Here is a 21,046-nt window from a genome sequence, read left to right as displayed (position 1 = left end):
TATAGCTAAATAAAAAGAACGAATGGGGAGAGCGAACCATGACGCAATTACAACAACCAATTAAATTTGCTTATTGGGTACCAAACGTAAGCGGTGGCCTTGTAGTGAGTAACATCGAACAGCGTACAGACTGGAGTTATGACTACAATGTTCGACTTGCACAGGCTGCCGAAAACAATGGTTTTGAATATGCGCTCACCCAAATTCGTTTTACGGCGGGGTACGGGGCAGAAAACCAACATGAATCGGTAAGTTTCAGTCATGCATTACTAGCAAAAACTGAAAAATTAAAAGTCATTGCGGCGATTCTGCCCGGCCCTTGGAAACCAGCACTTGCGGCTAAACAACTTGCAACGATTGATTATTTAACTCAAGGCCGTATTGCGATTAACGTAGTGAGTGGTTGGTTCAGAGGCGAGTTTGATGCCATTGGTGAAGAGTGGCCTGAGCATGATGAACGTTATGTTCGCTCTGAAGAATTTATTCGCACTCTAAAAGGAATCTGGACCACCGACAACTATAGTTTCAATGGTAAATACTACCAGTTCCAAAACTACACACTTAAACCAAAACCTTTGCAAAAGCCTTATATCGAAGTCTTTCAAGGTGGCAGTTCACGTGCCGCACGTGACATGGCTTCACGTGTATCTGATTGGTATTTCACCAACGGTAATACTGTGGAAGAAATTCAAAAACAAGTCGAAGATATTCGTACTAAAGCAAAAGCCAATAACCATCATGTCAAAATTGGGGTAAATGCTTTCATTATTGCCCGAGATACCGAAGAAGAAGCAAAAGCAGTACTTCAAGAAATTATTGATCAAGCCAATATTGAAGCGGTAAATGCATTTGGAGATGCTACACGTGAAGCAGGTGCTGCTTCACCAGAGCAACAAGGTAACTGGGCAAAATCAAGTTTTGAAGATTTAGTGCAATACAATGATGGCTTTAAAACCAATTTAATTGGTACGCCGCAGCAAATTGCAGAGCGTATTGTGGCACTCAAAAATGTAGGTGTTGATTTGATTCTTTCCGGATTTTTACACTTTATTGAAGAGGTGGAATATTTCGGAGAAAAAGTTCTGCCGCTCGTTCGTCAGTTAGAACTTCAACAGGAAAAGGAGGTAGAAATCCAAGCTAAATCAGCCTAAAAAACCCCAGTTAAAACAGCGCAAGATAATAAAAACAATAAATTAAAAATAAAGAATTTATTGGCTCCAAGACTCGGCTTGGAGCCTTTATTTTTTAAGATTTCTCGACTTCTCGAATCACAGTTTCAACTGAGTAACGGCACCATTGTGAAAGTTTCTCGATAAATTCATTTAATGCTGCTGGTTCAAAATGGCTTACGATCATATAGCAAGCATTGCCCATGACTTTAAAGCATTCATCGATTTGTTCATATTGCTTAACCAAATTTTCAATTTCTTCAAATGCGCGTTGTTCATTTAAATGCAAGTGAATAAATTGCTTATGCGAATATTGCACGGCAATGGTGTAGTTTTTGATAACACCTGCATCCATTAACTGAGCAATTCGAGCACCCACCGCCTGTCCTGTTCGATGGACGCGCTGCCCAATGTCTTTATTTGTCAGACGAGAATCTTGTTTGAGTAATGCAATAATTTTTAGATCAATCGGGTCTAATTCAATATTCATTTTTCATGGTGAAAGAAAACTGGCGGTAATGCTTTCATCTGACTATAGCCGATTTTTCAAGCAGAGAATAATCTTGTTTTATCTCATATCAACAAGAGTGACCTCATGAAACAAGCTCTATTAGTTATCGATGTACAAAATGATTATTTTAAAAATGGCAAAATGGAATTGGTTGGGCCAGATCAAGCGCTCGATAAAATAAAGCAGCTTGAACAATATTTTAACGAGAAAAATTTACCGATTATTTATGTACAGCATATTAACCCGCCACAAGCGAGTTTCTTCCAAGAAAATACAGATGGGGTTTTACTTCATCCTGAACTCAGTGCTGGCAGTGATTCATTAATCGTAACAAAGCATTATCCAAACAGTTTTTTAGAAACCAATTTAAATGAGCTTTTAAAAACACATCAAATTGAACAACTCGTGATTACAGGCATGATGACGCATATGTGTATTGATTCAGGGACTCGTGCAGCCAAAGAACTTGGCTATCAACCCATCTTAATTGCAGATGCAACCGCAACTCGCGATTTAAGCCATGATGGAAAAACTGTAAAAGCTGAAGACGTACAAACTGCTTTTTTAACTGCGCTGAGTACATTTGCAAATGTAGAAAATACTGCCGATTTTTTAGCGAAATCTTAAATAAGGCTCAATAAAAAAGCCCCATTGGGGCTTTTTTTTAAATTAGTTTTGCTTATCAGGATAAACCGTTGCAATTAACTGATCTACCACTGCAGGCTCAGCTAAGGTTGAGGTATCACCTAAACTATCTAATTCATTCGCTGCAATTTTTCTTAAAATACGGCGCATGATTTTACCCGAACGGGTTTTCGGTAATGCTGGAGCCCAATGCAGCGCATCTGGTGAAGCTACAGGTCCAAGCACTTTACGTACCCAGTTGATTAACTCTTTTCGCAGCTCTTCCGACTCTGGGACACCTGCCTGTAAGGTCACGAAAGTACAAATACCTTGCCCTTTAATATCATGAGGCATGCCCACCACTGCTGCTTCTGCGACTGATTCATGCGAAACAAGAGCACTTTCAATTTCAGCAGTACCCAGACGATGACCTGAAACGTTTAAGACGTCGTCAACACGACCTGTGATCCAGTAATAGCCATCTTCATCACGGCGAGCACCATCACCTGTAAAATAAGTATTTTTAAAGGTCGAGAAATAAGCTTCAATAAAGCGGTCCGGATCACCCCAAATGGTACGCATCTGGCCTGGCCATGAATCTTTAATCACAAGGTTACCTTCAACCGCACCTTCTAGCTCATTACCCTCACCATCTACAATGGCAGGTTGGACGCCAAATAACGGACGTGTTGCTGAACCCGGTTTTAAGGCTGTTGCCCCCGGCAATGGAGCAATCAAAATACCGCCTGTTTCGGTTTGCCACCATGTATCAACAATCGGGCAGCGACCTTCACCAACAACATTGTAGTACCAGTTCCAAGCCTCAGGGTTAATAGGTTCACCGACCGAACCGAGTAAACGCAAGCTACTACGGTTACTTTCGCGTACAAACGAATCACCCTCTCGCATCATGGCGCGAATCGCGGTTGGAGCTGTATATAAGATAGAAACTTTGTGTTTATCGACTACGTGACCAAGACGTGCCCATGTTGGGTATTGAGGCACGCCTTCAAACATTAAGGTCGTGGTACCATTTGCTAGCGGTCCATAAATTAGATAACTATGTCCTGTAATCCAACCGATATCGGCTGTACACCAATACACATCATCTTGTTTTAAATCGAAGACCTCTTTAAAGGTACTTGTAACATAGACTAAGTAACCACCTGTCGTATGCAACACACCTTTCGGTTTACCTGTTGAGCCTGAGGTATAGAGAATAAATAATGGATCTTCTGCCTTCATTGGTTCTGGAGGACAGTCTGCATCCACTTCCATAATAATAAGGTGATACCACAAATCACGGCCCGGCTTCATTTCAATCGGGTTCGCATTACGGTAAACCACAATCACATTTTCAACACACTCAGTACCCGGCAACGCTAAAGCCAAATCAACATTTTCTTTGAGTGGTAATAGTTTTCCGGCACGTAGACTTGAGTCCGCGGTAATCACGAGTTTCGCTTGGCTGTCTTCAATACGACTTGCTAAAGAATCTGGCGAGAACCCACCAAATACCACACAGTGAACAGCACCAATACGGGCACAAGCTAACATGGCAATTGCAGCTTCTGTCACCATTGGCATATACAGTACAACGCGGTCACCTTTACCAATGCCATATTTCTTTAAAACGTTGGCAAAACGGCAGACTTCATCGTGTAATTCTTTATAAGAAACGATTTTATGACGAGAAGGATGGTCCCCTTCCCAAATAATTGCAGGTTTATGTGGATGTTCTTTAAGATGCCTGTCTAGGCAGTTTGCTGACACGTTCAACTCACCATCAGCAAACCATTCAATTTTGAAATTGTCTTTGTCAAAACTGGTATTTTTAACTTGGGTAAATGGCTTTATCCAATCGACAATTTTAGCTTGCTCTGCCCAGAATTCATCTGGGTTCTCGATAGAGTGTTGATAACGTTTAAAGTAGTCTGCTTCAACAGTACGAGCTGTTTTTTTAAATTCCTCTGGTACTGGATAGATCTCATTCATACGCAACTTCCTTGATCTTGTGCATCCCATCTCGAGACTGTGGCTATTATTTTACTGGATCTTATTTGCATGCCTTTGCAGTATGATGACTCTTTCAAAGCCTAGACAATGCGACTTTGGTCATATATTAACCACTTACTCAAGCATACGAAATTATGAACATTTTTATAAAATTAAGTTGATTTAAAACATTTGTCTATAGCTTTTACTTTTATAATTTTTTCAATATTTGATGGTTTTGATCATCAACAAAGATTATTTTGTCTCTCATATGCAACCTAGGAATAAAATAATATGTTTGCCCAAACAACTTCCTCACGCCCACCACAGCTGCCTTTAAAAGATAGCCCTTTTTCAATTCATGGCCGTTTTAACCGTATGAGTTATTTAGGTGGATATGGACTGATTTATTTAGTCACAATCGTGGGTTATTTTATTCTGGCCTCCTTTCTTGGAGGTTTTCAGCTTTCAAGTAATTTATTTAATTTTGAGTTTTATAGCTCTCTTTCTGGCCTCAGTGCTTTGGTGGTATGGGCTTTTTGGCTATTCCTGATTTATTTAAATGTTGTTCTCGTCGTGCGACGTTTGCATGATCTAAATAAAAGTGGTTGGATGGGATTACTACTATTCATTCCAGTTGTTCAGTTCTTTTTTATGATTTATTTACTACTTGCCTCAGGTACAGCAGGTCCAAATCAATATGGTCCAGCTCGACCATCAACGTTCATAGAAAAGTTAATGGCTTGGTTTATTTTATTGGCTATTTTAATTAGCCTTATTTCTACCGCAGGCTTTTTTTACTACTTCTCTGGCACCGATACTATTCAAACCCCGTCACAAATCTTACAAAAAGGAACGGAATACTTTTAATTAAAAAACACTTTATTATTTAGATGAACTCATTATAGTAGGCGCACATTTTATCTCCTACTATAATGAAGGCCGATCATCGCTTTCATAATTTTTTAAAATAGAGACTTGTTGTGGCTGATGAACAAAAATCCTTAACGGATGTTGCAAAAAATACAGGCGAACTTTTGCAAGAAGCAGGTACTAAAACCACTCAAACGGTTTTAGCCCATACCGAAAAGTATCATGATGCCTATACCACCATTGATAAAATCGTGGATAGCTTCTGGGAACGTGTGCCTTATATTTGTATTGCGATTATCGTTTTTATTATTTTTTGGCTACTTACCAAATTATTTAAGTTCTTTGTTCGTAAAACCTTAGAAAATCGCTCTTATACGCGCCAAAACCTAGTGTTGGTTCTAAACCGTGTAGGAAGTACGACAATTTTATTTTTTGGATTCTTAATTGCACTTGTCATCATGATCCCGGGTTTTACCCCAGGACAACTTATGAGCGCATTAGGGATCGGTTCGGTCGCAATTGGTTTCGCATTTAAAGATATTTTCCAAAACTTGCTGTCAGGTATTTTGATTTTATTGAGCGAACCGTTCCGTATTGGCGATTCCATCGTGGTCAATTCACTTGAAGGAACTGTTGAAGATATTCAAATTCGTGCAACATTCTTACGTTCACCAGATGGCCGTCGTATTGTTATTCCAAATGCCACTGTTTATACGAGTGCTTTAACTGTAAATACGGCTTATCAGCAACGACGTTGTGAGTTTGTAGTCGGCATTGGCTATGACGACGATGAACAAAAAGCTAAACAGATTATTTTAGATATTCTTAATAATGACCGAAATGTACTCAGTCAGCCAGCTTTCTCGGTTAACGTTACAGCTTTAGCAGATTTCTCGGTTAACCTGACTGTACGTTGGTGGGTTGATACCACTGAAACTGATATGTCCTCATCTACAAGCACAATTCAAGCTCAAGTAAAACAAGCTTTCAATGAGAACGGAATTAATATTCCTTACCCAATTCAGGAATTAAAAATGGCTTCAAATCAGCCACTTTTAAATCCAGAAGCATCAACTAAACAGACGACCTAAAATATAAGAAATAGACGTTTCAGTTCTTAAAATACGGTTGCCTAAGCTCACAGCTTGGCAGCCGTTTTTTGTGAGCAAATCAATTTCATAGGGAATGAAACCACCTTCGGGTCCAACGACTACACTGCACGCATGCGGAATATTAACTGGCATGCTCTGCTCTGCATAAGGATGTGCCACATAAGCGGGCCTTTCCTTTGAAATTAAGTTTGGTAGAACATCTTCAACAAAAGGTTTAAAGCGTTTATATAATTGAATTTCAGGAGCAATGGTGTCGCCTGCTTGCTCAAGTCCTAAAGCCACATAGTTATCAAGTTGTTGCAAAAATGGAGTTTGCCAATAGCTTTTATCTACGCGGTAACTGTGAATCAAACTAATTCTTTCAACACCTAGAGTCACACTATCCATAATTAAACGGCGTAAAACTTTGGGCCTTGGTAACGCTACGATTAAATGTACTGGAAGTTTTGCAGGTACAACTTCTTCAGTAATAGGCCGTATACAAACTTCTTGCTCATTCATCGAAACAATTTCAGTGATATAGCGTGCACCATTACGAACACCAACTTTTAGATTTTGGCCCACCGTAATATCAAGATGTTCACGTAAATGCTGCAATTGGCGTTTTGAACGGATTAACCATAAATCTGACTGAACATCGTCAGGTTCTAGTAAAACGATATTCATGGTTTTTCGGCCAAATACCGGTTAATTACACCAATATGCTTTTGTAATGAACCTTGGTTACGTTGTAAGACTTTATGCGCCTGCTCTACCACCTGCTTTGCTTCTTCAGGCTCGGCTAAACATGCCCTCCAGATTGCTACAACTTGCTCAGCGTCTTGAGCAATGAGCACCCCATTTTCATCAATAAATTCATCAACAATGGTTTGGAAATTAAAGTAACGAGGTCCAATTACGGTCGGTACATTTAAAACCATAGGCTCCAAAATATTATGCCCACCGCCCGGTTCATTAAGTGATCCACCCACAAAACACACCTGACTTAGGGCGTACCATAACCAAAGCTCCCCCATACTATCGGCTAGATAAACCTGTGTACTCGTATGAATACTTTGGTTCAAGCTTCTACGATGAGTAATTAAATCTAGGTTTTGGCAAATTTCAAAGACTTCGTCGAAACGTTCAGGATGTCGAGGTACCACAATACAAACTAACTCTGGATCTGACCTTAAATAAGGCTGAAGTGCTTGCAAAATTTGTAGTTCTTCGGGTGCATGTGTACTGGCAATTGTCAGTACTTTTCGTTGGCCCAAATACCATAGCTGGTATAGCTTTGCTGCCTGATTTATAAATGCTTCTGGTGCGTGAATATCAAATTTAATATTTCCAACCACCTGACTTCTTTGTTGATCTAAACCAAGTTCTACATAACGTTGTCGAGTCGCATTATCTTGTGCCAGCACCCAGTCAATTTGTTTCAGCATTCCTGCAGTTAGCCCTGAAACGCGGCTATAACCTTTTGCTGATTTTTCTGATAATCGCGCATTTAATAATAAACAAGGAACCTGTTCTAGCTTGGCTTGATCAATTAAATTTGGCCAAAGCTCAGTCTCAACCAATGCTAAAAGCTTTGGCTGATATAACTCAAAAAATTGTTTTAAAAGATGCTTTTGATCAACAGGCAAATAAACTGCTTGAAATAGATCTAAATAAGGTGCTTTTAAAAATAATGATTTGGCACGCGCCTGCCCCGTCTTTGTTGTATTAGTAACTAATACAGGTTGACCGAGTTTAAGATAATGCTCGATTAAAGGCTGCGCAGCATTGGTTTCTCCAACCGAAACAGCGTGGAACCAAATTGCTCTTACATTTTTCGGAGACTCAAACGGCCCAAATCTTTCAAGACATTCCTGATTATATAATTCCTGGCTTTCTGCACGTCTTTTTATCCGCCATTGGTAAAAAGGTTTTAATAAATGGAGTGCGGTGTTGTACCAAAAAGGGGTCGCCAAGCGGTTTGCCTCAAATAGTCAAAGTTTAAAACTGGGGAAAATATAACATAGATAGAAAAAATGGCAGAGTTTCGATACCTAAACTCTACCATTACAAGAAAAGCGATTTACTAAATTCAGCAAATCATAATTTCAAAGATATTATGAAGCTTCTAGTGCTGGATAGTCTGTATAACCTTCAGCGCCTTTAGCATATAAAGTTGTTGGTTGAAGTTCATTTAATGGCAAGTCTTTTTCTAAACGCTGTAAAAGATCTGGGTTAGCAATATATGCTTTACCAAAAGATACAGCATCTGCCTGACCTTCACGCAAGATACGTTTTGCTGATTCTGGTGTTAGGTTCTCATTGGCAATCCATACACCATTAAATTTTTCGCGAAGTTTAGGACTAATACTATCAGCAGCTTCATATTCACGAGAGAAAATGAAAGCAACATTACGTTGGTTAAGTTGTTCAACTACATAACCAAAAGTTGCTAATGGGTTTTCATCACCCATATCGTGTGAATCACCACGCGGTGCAATATGAACACCTACTCGGCCAGCGCCCCATACTTCAATAAATGCATCAACGACTTCTAATAATAAACGTGCACGATTCTCAACAGGACCACCGTATTCATCATCACGTTGGTTGGTATTACTTTGAAGGAACTGGTCAATTAAATAACCATTTGCTGCGTGTAATTCAACACCATCAAAACCTGCTGCTTTAGCCAGTTCTGCTGAATGTTTGTATTGAGCAATAACTTCTTGAATCTCTTCAATTGAAAGTGCACGCGGTGTTACATAAGGACGTTTAGGACGTAATAAACTCACTTCACCCGCAGGTTGAATTGCACTTGGTGCAACAGGAATATCACCGTCTAAAAGTTCAGGATGCGAAATACGGCCTACATGCCAAAGTTGAGCTACAATTTTTGAACCTTGAGCATGAACTGCCTCAATAATTTTATTCCAAGCTTGTGCCTGCTCTTGTGACCATAACCCTGGGGTGTCTGCATAACCCACAGTTTTTGAACCAATTACTGTTGCTTCAGTCAAAATTAGACCGGCATTTGCACGTTGTTGATAGTATTCAACCATTAAATCATTAGGCACTCGGCTTTCACCACTACGCGCACGCGTTAATGGAGCCATTACCAATCGATTTTTGATTTCAAAATCACCAACCGTTAAAGGAGTATTGAGTTCAGCCATAATCGCCTCGACTTACACTTTTAATAATTTAAAGTGTTTGTTTTAAATGTTCGATATATTGCTGAATCAAAGCTTCGTTACGTGAAAAATAAGACCATTGACCATATTTTTGGACCTGAATAAGCCCCGCCTGTTGTAACACAGACAAATGATTAGACATTGTAGACTGAGCTACTTTACCCAAACGTTCAATATGACCTGCACAAACACCCTTCTCAAAACTACCACCACATTCTTCCACCGGTAAATAATGTGCAGGTTCTTTTAACCATTGCAAAATTTGCCGACGTAGAGGGTTGGAAAGGGCTTTGCTAATTGCATCAATATCCATAGGCTCAACACGTCTTTTAAACAAACAAAGCTTTGTTCAGCATTTCGAAAACATAATATCGCATTTTTTCGATATTCATATCTATTTTTTTCGATATTCATATCGCATTTTTTCGATTAACATTCGAAGGCTGAACTGCTTTGCCGTTTTAATCGCTAAAAATCCAAGAGTTCTACATATTCATAGATGAACTGTATTTAAACTAAAAGTTCAGCAGACTCTTATAAACCTTGTTTTAAACTCGCTTCGATAAAACGATCAAGGTCACCATCAAGAACAGCACCTGTATTAGAGTTTTCAACACCCGTACGTAAGTCTTTAATACGCGAATCATCTAATACATATGAACGAATTTGGCTTCCCCAACCAATATCAGACTTTGAGTCTTCTAGAGCTTGCGCTGCTTCATTACGTTTTTGCATTTCCAATTCGTACAAACGTGCACGTAACTGTTTCCATGCGTGGTCACGGTTAGCATGTTGCGAACGCTGGTTCTGACACGCTACTACAATACCTGTTGGGATGTGAGTCAAACGCACAGCCGAGTCGGTTTTGTTAATATGCTGACCACCAGCACCAGATGCACGGTAAGTATCAGTACGAACATCAGAAGGGTTAATATCAATTTCAATATTGTCATCAACCTCTGGTGAAATAAATACCGCAGAGAATGAAGTGTGACGGCGGTTGCCACTGTCAAATGGTGATTTACGAACTAAACGGTGTACACCTGACTCTGTGCGTAACCAACCGTAGGCATATTCACCTTCAACACGAATCGTTGCTGATTTAATACCAGCTACGTCACCATCAGATACTTCCATAAGTTCTGCTTTAAAGCCATGACGTTCAATCCAGCGCATATACATACGTAAAAGCATAGACGCCCAATCTTGTGCTTCCGTACCACCTGAACCTGATTGAATCTCTACATAGCAAGGATTCGGGTCCATTGGGTTACTAAACATACGACGGAATTCAAGTTTAGCCAGTTCATCTTCGGCAGCCCCAAGCTCAGACTGAACATCTTCAAGCAGGCTTTCATCGTCGGCTTCTACAGCCAAATCTAACATCGCTTTTGCATCTTCAAGCTGTGTAGATAAGCCATCCAATACATTAATAACGTTTTCTAGTTCGCCTTTTTCTTTCGCCATTGCCTGAGCACGGCTTTGATCATTCCAGATTGCAGGATCTTCTAACTCACGTAAAACTTCTTCTAAACGTTCTTTTTTCAGATCGTAGTCAAAGATACCCCCGTAGTGTTTGGCTACGATCAGTTAAGTCTTTCAATTGGTTTAGATAAGGATTAATTTCCACGCGAGTGTTCCCATAAGAGCAGATAAACAGTCAATTATTTTAGCATAGCTGCAGTTATCTACGAACCTGCTTTGTATTTCTCCTCATATTTCACACATTTAATTACCAAACTTCCTTTAGTTCATTTTAAGATTAATTAGTAACATCCTCATACAAAATTGGGTACTTTTACAGCATTTTTTATGATCTACACAAAATCTCCTCAATTTTAATAAAATAAAACATTATGTTTTTATATTTTAAAATCAATATCTTAAATTAAATTACTTTACATAAATATCACACGGTTACAGTACGGTTACTTGCGCAAGATTGACGACAAAGCTTTTTCGTCTAGACTAAAAGTTGTAACAAAACATTTATAAAATCGCTTTTTAGAGGGGAGAGATTCCATGAAAAAACTAGCAATTGCATCAGCTCTTTTATCTGCACTCGCAGTGAGTGGCGCAGCAAACGCTTACCAAGCTGAAGTTGGTGGTTCTTACAATTATCTTGATCCAGACAACGGTAGCAGCGTAAGTAAATTCGGTGTTGACGGGACTTATTACTTTAATCCTGTTCAAACTCGTAACGCTCCACTTGCTGAAGCAGCTTTCTTAAGCCGTGCAAGTAACGTTAACGCCCTTATCAACTATGGCGATAACAGCGGTACAAAAGATACTCAATATGGCGTAGGTGTTGAATATTACGTTCCTAACTCAGATTTCTACCTTAGCGGTGATGTAGGTCGAAATGAGCGTGAAGTCGACAACACCAATATTGACAGCAAAGTAACTACTTATGCAGCTGAAGTAGGTTATTTACCAGCTCCAGGTTTATTACTTGCTCTAGGTGTTAAAGGCTACGACGAAAAAGACGGTAAAGACGGCGCTGATCCAACAGTTCGTGCTAAATACGTAACTCAAGTAGGTCAACATGACGTAAACCTTGAAGCGTTCGGTGCGTTCGGTGACCTAGACGAATATAAAGTTCGTGGTGACTACTACATCGACAAAACTTTAAGTGTTGGTGCTGATTACTACAACAACGACTTAACTGATAAAGATGAATTTGGTATCAATGCTAAAAAATTCTTAAATCAGCAAGTAAGTGTTGAAGGCCGTGTTGGATTTGGTGATAACGACAACACTTATGGTGTTCGTGCAGCATACCGCTTCTAATCAAGCCTAAAGTCATAAAAAAATCCGCTCAATTGAGCGGATTTTTTTATTGGTTTAAATGTACGATGCGTAATTGTAAATTCACATTGCCATTAAATGCATTACGATCTATTTCATAGACTAAATGTACATAATCTCGCATTGGGTCAAATTCAAAACGGCCTGCTGCATTAAAAGCAATTGCATCAAAACTGTATTGGTCGAGTGCTAATTTAAGCTTCAAATGCGTTTCTTTAAGCCAGCGATAATCAACAACTTTAAAATGCCCCTCAAACTGAGGAAAAGGGAATTTTTGTCCCCAAGGCCCCAACTGTTCTATCCAATCTAATGTATTTAGTTGCAAAGCCGAAGCAGGGAGTTCTCCATCCGTCCATAGCGTTGCTTGAAACAAAGATTCTTCCATTGCTGCAATACAATTGGTAAACGCTGTTTTAAAAGCTTCGAAGTTTTCTTTACGTATGGTTAAACCCGCTGCTGCTGCATGCCCACCAAAATGGCTCACCAATTCTGGATGTTGTTCAGCAACCTGTTCAATCGTATCTCGAATATGCACTCCATCAATTGAACGTGCAGATCCTTTTATATGAATACCATCTTCATCAGGTGCAAACACAATAGTGGGACGATGAAACTGTTCTTTTAAACGCCCTGCCACAATCCCGATCACGCCTTGATGCCAGTTTTCTTCAAAAAGTACAAGAGCCGGAGGAACGTCTTCTTTTGAGAGCTGCAAGCCATCTAAAGCAGATAAGGCTTGTTGCTTCATTTCCCCTTCGATTTGACGACGCTCTATATTTAATTGATTTAACTGTCTCGCGATTGGATAGGCAGATTCCATTGTGTCAGCTAATAAACATTCAATGCCTATACGCATGCTCTCCATGCGTCCAGCAGCGTTAATACGCGGACCTAAAACAAAACCTAAATCTTGTGCACGCAAAGATGAAGCCTCACGGCCAGCAATATCTAGCAACGCCAATATTCCTACTCGGCATTGATGTTGTTGAATACGTTTTACGCCTGCGTCGACCAAAATACGGTTGTTATAATCTAGAACAGCAACATCCGCATATGTTCCTAAAGCAACCAAGTCTAGATATTGAGTGACTTTACTTGTACTTTTACCTTGCTTGTTACGTAAACTTGCCAAATTGGCCAGCACATAAAATGCAACGCCAACACCTGCAAGCGCCTTACTTGGGAACTCACAACCTAACTGATTTGGGTTTACAACTGCTTCTGCAAGTGGTGTTTCTTTGGTCGTTAAATGATGATCTGTAATAACCACTTGCATGCCCAGTGCATGTGCCGCTTCAACACCAGCATGGCTGGAAATCCCATTATCGACAGTAATTAATAAATCGGGTTGATAAGTTTGATGTGCAAGCTCTGCAATTGCGGGGGTAAGTCCATAACCGTATTTAAATCGGTCTGGAACCAAATAGTCGACTTGTGCTCCCATATCGCGAAGCACCAATACCATTAAAGCTGTGCTGGTTGCGCCATCGGCATCGTAGTCACCGACAATAACAATTTTTTTCTGCTCATCAATAGCTTGATCTATTAATGCCACAGCAGTTTCTAATCCCTTGAGCTGCGGAGCTAATAAATTCTTAAGCTTTAACTCTAATTCCTGTTCAGATTGTACTCCACGCCTTGCCAAAATTTCGGCAATAAACGGAGGCACGCCCTGAAATTGTTCAGGGCGTGTCAATAAAGGTCTTTGTTTGATTTGTATTTTTGTCATTTAAGGCATCAGTCGGTGCAGCGTCCATTGACCGTCGATTTTTTCATAACTCAAGCGGTCATGTAAACGATTTGGTCGCCCTTGCCAGAATTCATAATAATCTGGCTGCAAACGATAGCCTCCCCAGAACTCTGGTTTATCAAGCACTTCACGACTTGTAACTTGCTGTTGTAAGTCTTGAAAACGTTGCTGTAACAGCTCTCGGCTTTCAATCTTACCACTTTGCGGCGTACTGATATGCGCTGCAATCTGGCTATCACGTGGTCGTTTACGATAGTAATCTGTAGACTCTTGCTCAGCAATTTTGACTACATGACCACCAACTCGCACCTGACGCTCTAGACTTGGCCAGTAAAATAATAATTCGGCATATGGGTTTTCTGCCAAATCGATACCTTTCTGACTGTCGTAGTTAGTATAAAAATCATACCCAGCTTCTGTAGCCCCACGTAACAAAACTGTTCGAACATGAGGTCTGCCATTCGCACTTGCTGTCGCTAATGACATTGCATAGGGTTCATGCAAATTGGCTGCTAGAGCATGGTTAAACCAACCAAGAAACTGCTGATGAGGACTAGATTCAACTTGCCCCTCATGCAATTCTCCTTGCTCGTAGCTTAAGCGTAATTCACTTAAATCTTTAATGACATCACTCATGTCATGCACCTTATGCGACTTGTGCTTGTGAACGAACTGAATCTGCTAAATGCTGAGCTAAAGCATTCACTTCTTGCTCATCATCACCTTCGACCATAACTCGGATCACAGGCTCTGTTCCTGATTTACGAATCAAGATTCGTCCACGCCCTTTGAGCTGTGCTTCTGCTTTATCAAATTCAGAAACCAATGCCGGGATAGAATACGGATCAAGCATTTGTTCTAAACGTACATTCACAAGAATTTGTGGGAATAGTTTAAAGTCTTGAACCAACTCATGCAGCGCTTTGTTCTGCTCGACCATCACGGTTAAAACTTGAAGTGCTGCAATAATCGCATCACCTGTCGTACTCTTGTCTAAAGTTAGAATATGGCCAGATGGTTCCCCACCAGTAACCCAACCATTTTCTTCTAGGGCTTGTAATACATAACGGTCACCAACCTTAGCCCGAACAAAACCAACATTCGCTTTTTCAAGTGCGACTTCGAGTGCCATGTTACTCATGACAGTACCCACTACGCCTGCTGGCTTATTTTGAGCCTGAGTCGCTAAAATATATAAGATATGGTCACCATCAATTAAGTTACCAAACTTATCCACCATCACGACACGGTCAGCATCACCATCAAAGGCAATCCCTAAATCTGCTTCGTGCTCAACTACAGCTTTTTGTAGTTTTTCAGGATGTGTTGAACCACAACCTTCATTAATATTTAAACCATCCGGCTCATTATATAAAGCAACTACTTTTGCCCCTAACTCACGGAAAACCGAAGGACCAACGCTATACGCCGCACCATGAGCACAGTCCAACACAATCTTTAAATTATTTAAGTCAAAGTGGTAAGGGAAAGTAGATTTACAAAATTCGATATAGCGACCATTCGCATCATTTACACGAACACTTTTACCTAAGTTTGCTGTGTCCTCAATAAACAAATCTTTTTCTAATTCGAGGTTAATTTCTTCTTGTAGAGCATCTGGTAATTTTTTACCTTCGCTTGAGAAAAATTTAATCCCATTATCAAAATATGGGTTATGTGATGCAGAAATCACGATACCTGCATGAGCATGTAAAGCACGAGTAAGGTGCGCAATTGCTGGGGTTGGTAATGGGCCAAGTAAATGAACATATACGCCAGCAGCGTTTAACCCCGCCTGCAAAGCAGACTCTAAAATATAACCAGATAAACGAGTATCTTTTCCTAATACAACAAGTGGCTTATTTTTTGGACTCGTTCGTTTTAATACCTTCCCTGCAGCAAAACCGAGTTTTAAAGCAAACTCTGGAGTAATAGGCATTTGCCCAAATTTTCCACGAATACCATCCGTTCCAAAATAACTCATAGCTTATCTCATTTTTACGCCACTTCAGCCGTGGCTTACTTCATATATGGCAATTCCGCCATATCTCTTTTCGTCAGATTTACTTTACACCAAAAACAAAAAGCCGTCAGTGTAATGACGGCTTTCTTCATTGTTTTGGTTACGAAAATCTAACCAACACGATAGTTTGGAGCTTCTTTAGTAATCGTTACATCATGAACATGTGACTCAGACATGCCTGCTGAAGTAATTTTCACAAATTTCGCATTTTGGCGAAGATCTTCAATCACAGCTGAACCTGTATAACCCATCGATGAACGTAAACCACCCATCATTTGATGAACGATGTTACCCATTGGGCCTTTATATGGAACACGGCCTTCGATTCCTTCTGGTACTAACTTCTCAGCACCCGCTTTTGAATCTTGGAAATAACGGTCAGCAGAACCAGTTGCTCCCGCCATTGCACCTAATGAACCCATACCACGATATGCTTTGTAGTAACGACCTTGGAAAAACTCAACTTCGCCCGGCGCTTCTTCAGTACCTGCAAGTAATGAACCAACCATGATCGTACTTGCACCCGCACCGATCGCTTTTGCCATATCGCCAGAGAAGCGGATACCGCCATCTGCAATTAAAGGAATTTGATCTTTTAGTGCGCTAGCAACGCTGTCAATCGCAGAAATTTGTGGCATACCAATACCTGCCACAATACGTGTTGTACAGATAGAACCAGGACCAATACCTACTTTTACAGCATCTGCACCTGCATCTAATAATGCTAATGCAGCATCACCAGTTGCAATGTTGCCACCAATCACTTGTACTTGAGGGAAGTTTTGTTTCACCCAACGTACACGTTCAATTACACCAGCAGAGTGACCATGTGCTGTATCAACAACAATTACGTCAACACCAGCTTCAACCAATGCTTCCACACGACTTGGTGTATCAGCACCAGTACCTACCGCAGCACCAACACGTAAACGACCAAGATCATCTTTACAACTGTTTGGATAGCTCTCAGCTTTGCGGAAGTCAGTTACTGTAATTAAGCCTTTAAGTTCGTTGCTCTCACCAACGACTAAGACTTTTTCAATACGGTGTTTTTGCAATAATGCTTGAATATTTTCTTTAGACTCGCCTTCACGTACAGTTACTAAACGATCTTGGCCTGTCATGATGTTGCTAACAGGTTGTTCTAAATTGGTTTCAAAACGCGTATCACGGCCTGTCACAATACCAACAACCTTGCCGTCTTTAACAACAGGTACACCGCTAATGTTATTAGCGCTGGTGATTGCGATGAGTTCACGTACTGTAGTTTCAGGCGTTACAGTGATAGGGTCTTTCACCATACCCGCTTCGAATTTTTTCACACGGCGTACTTCTGCAGCTTGAGCAGCAATATCCATGTTTTTGTGCAAAATCCCGATACCACCATTTTGTGACATAGCAATCGCCATACGTGACTCAGTCACTGTATCCATTGCAGCTGAAACTAATGGGATATTTAAATGAATGCCGCGAGTTAAACGTGTCTTTAAAGAGACATCTTTTGGGAGAACAGTAGAGTAGGCAGGAAGTAATAAGACATCATCGAAGGTTAGCGCTTCTTGAACGATGGTCAGCATAACAATCTCACTGGTAAATTCCGTGAGCTATTATAAACAAATTTCAATGCAATTTTCATATTATCTTTGCCTTTTTCAGCAATAGATATAGAGCTTCTCCAAATAATTCCCACTTATTATAGTTTTAACGTTATTTTTTAATCGAGGTTTTTGCAACCCAGAATTTTATCTGGGTTGATCATTAGGCATAATATTTAGCTAGGGCAGCTAAATATTTGCTCAGTCATTAAATCTACGCCGCATGGCAAGGTCTCAATCCAGTCCAAAAACTGATTGACCATTTCTTTACCAATAAATGGACTACCATGCTGAGGCACAATCATTTCAATATCCATCTGGCGCACCATATTGACCCACAAACGGATAACTTTATTGGAACACATATAGCGTTGGTGAAAAGCCTTCATTTTCATGACGTGCGTATCGAAATCTTTTAAAGGCTGATTAGCATCTTCAACAATCGAGGCCCCCATATCGCCAGAAAACAGAATCTTAGCAACTGGATCATAAAACTGAAAATTACCCACCGAATGTAAGAAGTGAGCGGGAACTACCACAAGCTTGGATTCTCCTAGAGTAATCACTTGGCCGCGGTCAGGTAATTCAATAAGACGATCTTCCCAATTCCCTTTCATACGCTCACTCATAAATGAGGAATTTAGGTGCGGTAAAAAACGTGCCCATAATTTTGATGCAACGACTTTAGCATCGGTATAAACCAGCCAGCGTGGCATTGAAGTAATAATGTCCGGATCTTGATGCGAGGCCATCACATAGTCTAGATTTTTCAAACGTGTATATTTATTTAATTCCATCGTTAATGGAACATAGGTCAAATCGCCACCTGGGTCTATTACAGCAGCGCGTTCATGATCAATAATTAAAAATTGATTGGCTTGGATGCCTTCCCCTTTAACCAAGCTGGTAAAACTAATACATTTATGTACGCCATTATCAAATAATATCTGCGATGTTGTTTTTTCAAACCCCATACAATTCCCCAAAAAAACTTTAAATATTAGATATTTTTATATCCATAATAAAATAAAGGGATTCAGTAACTCTTGCAATAAACTACTTTATTTTTCTAATAATATTTTAAAATTGATTTTGCTTTTCTTATTTTATAAATGAATCATAATGTTATTTAAAATTAACCCACAATAAATTAAAATAATTCTCATTATCAAATTTACTTTTTGTGCTGCTTAGGCCTCCCATGAATCAACCCTTCCGTTTTTCAACATCAAAAACATTGTTAGCAGTTGCTATTTTTACTTCGATGACAGCAAGTCACGCTGAAGAAATAACAGAACAACAAAATTCGACCAATGTTCTCCCCACGATTTCTGTTCAAGCGCAAAAAGAAAGCACTTCACCTTACGTCGCAACGAAAGCAAACTCTGCCTTAAAATCAGATGCACCCTTATTTACAACTGCTCAGTCGGTTTCGGTGGTGACCCGTGAGCAACTTGACCAAAAACAAGCAAAGACACTTACAGAGGCACTTGAAGGTGTTGCGGGTGTTGGAGCTGGGAAACTTGGTCGTCGTGGTTGGGATGATTTCATTATTCGAGGACAAACTTCTTCTGATTCAGTTTATGTAGATGGTTTAAGAGTAGGCCAAAATACGTATGTTGCTACTGAGTTATCAGGCATGGATCAGGTCCAAGTTTTAAAAGGGCCTGCATCTATTAATTTTGGTTTGGTTGCTCCAGGAGGTATGGTCAACTTAGTGACTAAACGCCCTCAAGCTGAAAGCTTTGCGCGGGCCACTATGACATATGGCAGCTACAACCTTAAAGAAGGTACGTTCGATTTAAACTATAGTCCTAATAATAGTGAAAAAGGTGCTTTCCGTTTAAATGGTCGTATCTCAGATCAAGATGACCCAACCGATTATGTATATTTTAAAAATTACTACATCTCCCCCTCTTATAACTTTGACTTGGGGGATAATACTGATCTCTCTGTCATCGCAAGCTATCAGCATCGCGAATACATTCGTCAACAAGGTTTACCTGTCATTGGCACCTTAAAAGATAACCCTAACGGTGCTATAGACCGAAGTTTATATATTGGCGATCCTAATTTTGGTAAATATGAAGCAGATGTTTACCGCACTGGTTATACCTTTAAACACGCTTTTAATAATGGTTGGAACTTGAACCAGAATTTTGCTGTACAAAAAACTGAAATGGATGGTACTGCTGTCTTTGCTCAAACGGGCAATAATTTTTGGGCAAAAAACAAACAAGGTAAAATCGATTACACAACCATTAACCGTAAAAATAATAGCCGCCACCAAATTATTGATAATTTAAGTTTCGCCATCGATAACCGTTTAAATAAACAGTTTGATCTATATGGCATGCAACATGACATCAATATTGGGTTCGATGCCTTCCAAGAAAAAAGTGACTATACTAATGATAAATATGGTTACGATAAAAATAGTGATGGTGGTTTAAATATTTATAACCCTATCTATGATCAAAACCTCGAATTGAAACAACATGTTCGTGATATCAACCGCCTAAAATATTTAGGGCTTTATTTACGTGACCGTATTCAGCTTAATGACCAATTACTTTTAAGCTTATCTGGTCGTCAAGACTGGGCGCAAACTCAAACCACAAGTTTGGTGACTGGCAGTACAAGTAAACAAACAGACAATGCATTTACAGGCAGCGCCTCTGTCATGTATACCCTTAATGACATTGTTGCTCCTTATGTCAGCTATGCCACTTCATTTACTCCTAACAGTGGTACAGATGTAAATAACAATCCGTTCAAACCTGAAGAGGGGAAACAGGTTGAAGTGGGGATGAAATTACAAAGTCCTGATCAAAGAATTCAAGGCGCTATCGCTTGGTATGATTTAAAACGTCAAAATGTTGTAGTCAATGATTCAATCAATACGAGTGAGAAAGTACAACGTGGCGAACAGTTAACACGTGGTATTGAAACTGAACTCAGCGCAGAAATTTTAGAAGGTTTAAAATTAACAGCTGCCTATACCTACACAATTGATGCTGAAATTAGTAAAGATGCAAACACAAGCAATGTAGGAAAAGCACTCGACAATATTCCTGAGCATGCTTACAGCCTATCGGCTCGTTATAAATTTGACCCTGCCTCAAAACTTGGTTGGTATGTCGGCGGTGGATTCCGAGGTGAAACCTATAAAACTATGGATAAGTTAGATGTCCATATTCCAGGCTATACCGTATTTGATACAGAAGCTGGCTATGATGCAGGACATTGGGGTGCTCAACTTGCGATCCGTAATTTATTTGATAAAGATTACTATGCAGGTGCCTTAAATGAAAATTTGGTGACTTTAGGTAATCCACGTCAAATTAACTTTACTGTGAAATTTAATTATTAAAATTACCTATAAAAAACGCACTCGAATTGAGTGCGTTTTT

18 protein-coding genes are annotated in these 21,046 nt (G+C 39.8%); 6 read left to right on the top strand and 12 right to left on the bottom strand.

What is annotated here, in order from left to right:
• Positions 1-38 precede the first annotated feature (38 nt).
• Positions 39-1,151, top strand: coding sequence for a dimethylsulfone monooxygenase SfnG (gene sfnG / locus JGE69_RS10595; RefSeq protein ID WP_002122024.1), 1,113 nt, complete (start codon positions 39-41; stop codon positions 1,149-1,151).
• 94 nt (positions 1,152-1,245) lie between these two features.
• On the opposite strand, the gene JGE69_RS10590 is transcribed toward sfnG, so the two are convergent.
• Positions 1,246-1,659: an Lrp/AsnC family transcriptional regulator gene (locus tag JGE69_RS10590; protein WP_002121872.1), complete on the bottom strand. Its 414-nt coding sequence runs from the start codon at positions 1,657-1,659 to the stop codon at positions 1,246-1,248.
• 105 nt (positions 1,660-1,764) lie between these two features.
• Between JGE69_RS10590 and JGE69_RS10585 the strand changes: the two genes are divergently transcribed.
• Positions 1,765-2,307 carry a cysteine hydrolase family protein gene (locus JGE69_RS10585; RefSeq protein WP_002121836.1) on the top strand — a complete coding sequence of 181 codons (543 nt, stop codon included), beginning with the start codon at positions 1,765-1,767 and terminating at the stop codon, positions 2,305-2,307.
• Between the two features lie 42 nt (positions 2,308-2,349).
• Here the strand turns inward: JGE69_RS10585 and acs are convergent, their stop codons facing one another.
• Positions 2,350-4,299 carry an acetate--CoA ligase gene (gene acs, locus JGE69_RS10580; protein ID WP_199113373.1) on the bottom strand — a complete coding sequence of 650 codons (1,950 nt, stop codon included), beginning with the start codon at positions 4,297-4,299 and terminating at the stop codon, positions 2,350-2,352.
• 294 nt (positions 4,300-4,593) lie between these two features.
• Here acs and JGE69_RS10575 point away from each other — a divergent pair, with 294 nt between their 5' ends.
• Positions 4,594-5,169 (top strand): DUF805 domain-containing protein, encoded by a 576-nt coding sequence (locus tag JGE69_RS10575; protein WP_199113371.1) that lies wholly within the window; start codon positions 4,594-4,596, stop codon positions 5,167-5,169.
• Between the two features lie 113 nt (positions 5,170-5,282).
• The gene (locus JGE69_RS10570) at positions 5,283-6,263 is read left to right on the top strand and encodes a mechanosensitive ion channel family protein (protein ID WP_017402841.1); all 981 of its coding nucleotides are present in this window, start codon (positions 5,283-5,285) and stop codon (positions 6,261-6,263) included.
• Here JGE69_RS10570 and JGE69_RS10565 read toward each other — a convergent pair.
• The 5 genes from JGE69_RS10565 to prfB form a co-directional block, all read right to left on the bottom strand.
• Positions 6,243-6,950: a 16S rRNA (uracil(1498)-N(3))-methyltransferase gene (locus JGE69_RS10565; protein WP_199113369.1), complete on the bottom strand. Its 708-nt coding sequence runs from the start codon at positions 6,948-6,950 to the stop codon at positions 6,243-6,245. The genes JGE69_RS10570 and JGE69_RS10565 overlap by 21 nt on opposite strands.
• On the bottom strand, positions 6,947-8,239 hold the full coding sequence (locus JGE69_RS10560) for a 3-deoxy-D-manno-octulosonic acid transferase (protein ID WP_199113367.1): 1,293 nt from the start codon (positions 8,237-8,239) through the stop codon (positions 6,947-6,949). The genes JGE69_RS10565 and JGE69_RS10560 overlap by 4 nt, the downstream gene beginning before the upstream one ends.
• 141 nt (positions 8,240-8,380) lie before the next feature.
• Complete coding sequence (locus JGE69_RS10555; RefSeq protein ID WP_078219848.1) at positions 8,381-9,439, bottom strand: alkene reductase; 1,059 nt, start codon at positions 9,437-9,439, stop codon at positions 8,381-8,383.
• A gap of 28 nt (positions 9,440-9,467) precedes the next feature.
• Entirely contained in the window at positions 9,468-9,770 is a 303-nt protein-coding gene (locus tag JGE69_RS10550; RefSeq protein ID WP_002121891.1) for an ArsR/SmtB family transcription factor, read from the bottom strand.
• A 221-nt stretch (positions 9,771-9,991) separates the two neighbouring features.
• Positions 9,992-11,087 (bottom strand): peptide chain release factor 2 gene (gene prfB / locus JGE69_RS10545; RefSeq protein ID WP_099475557.1). Its coding sequence is split into 2 segments (ribosomal slippage): positions 9,992-11,014 and positions 11,016-11,087, totalling 1,095 coding nucleotides; the frame shifts between segments, so codons are not numbered across the junction.
• A 392-nt stretch (positions 11,088-11,479) separates the two neighbouring features.
• On the opposite strand from prfB, the gene JGE69_RS10540 reads away from it, so the two are divergent.
• Positions 11,480-12,247, top strand: coding sequence for a putative porin (locus JGE69_RS10540; RefSeq protein ID WP_005078653.1), 768 nt, complete (start codon positions 11,480-11,482; stop codon positions 12,245-12,247).
• A 46-nt stretch (positions 12,248-12,293) separates the two neighbouring features.
• Here the strand turns inward: JGE69_RS10540 and recJ are convergent, their stop codons facing one another.
• The 5 genes from recJ to JGE69_RS10515 form a co-directional block, all read right to left on the bottom strand.
• Positions 12,294-13,994: a single-stranded-DNA-specific exonuclease RecJ gene (recJ, locus tag JGE69_RS10535; RefSeq protein WP_199113365.1), complete on the bottom strand. Its 1,701-nt coding sequence runs from the start codon at positions 13,992-13,994 to the stop codon at positions 12,294-12,296.
• Positions 13,995-14,651 carry a pyridoxamine 5'-phosphate oxidase gene (gene pdxH, locus JGE69_RS10530; RefSeq protein WP_032004988.1) on the bottom strand — a complete coding sequence of 219 codons (657 nt, stop codon included), beginning with the start codon at positions 14,649-14,651 and terminating at the stop codon, positions 13,995-13,997.
• A 10-nt stretch (positions 14,652-14,661) separates the two neighbouring features.
• Complete coding sequence (gene glmM, locus JGE69_RS10525) at positions 14,662-15,999, bottom strand: phosphoglucosamine mutase (RefSeq protein ID WP_064784700.1); 1,338 nt, start codon at positions 15,997-15,999, stop codon at positions 14,662-14,664.
• 149 nt (positions 16,000-16,148) lie between these two features.
• Complete coding sequence (gene guaB, locus JGE69_RS10520; RefSeq protein ID WP_002121951.1) at positions 16,149-17,615, bottom strand: IMP dehydrogenase; 1,467 nt, start codon at positions 17,613-17,615, stop codon at positions 16,149-16,151.
• 194 nt (positions 17,616-17,809) lie between these two features.
• Positions 17,810-18,607 (bottom strand): MBL fold metallo-hydrolase, encoded by a 798-nt coding sequence (locus JGE69_RS10515; protein ID WP_017399839.1) that lies wholly within the window; start codon positions 18,605-18,607, stop codon positions 17,810-17,812.
• 227 nt (positions 18,608-18,834) lie between these two features.
• On the opposite strand from JGE69_RS10515, the gene JGE69_RS10510 reads away from it, so the two are divergent.
• Positions 18,835-21,006, top strand: coding sequence for a TonB-dependent siderophore receptor (locus tag JGE69_RS10510; RefSeq protein ID WP_199113363.1), 2,172 nt, complete (start codon positions 18,835-18,837; stop codon positions 21,004-21,006).
• The last annotated feature ends 40 nt before the right edge of the window (positions 21,007-21,046 follow it).

The sequence above is a fragment of the Acinetobacter sp. C13 genome (assembly GCF_016809775.1).
Classification (GTDB): domain Bacteria; phylum Pseudomonadota; class Gammaproteobacteria; order Pseudomonadales; family Moraxellaceae; genus Acinetobacter; species Acinetobacter pittii.
The sequence above is the reverse complement of the archived record's forward strand: the minus strand, read 5'-3'. Positions and strand labels throughout refer to the sequence as shown.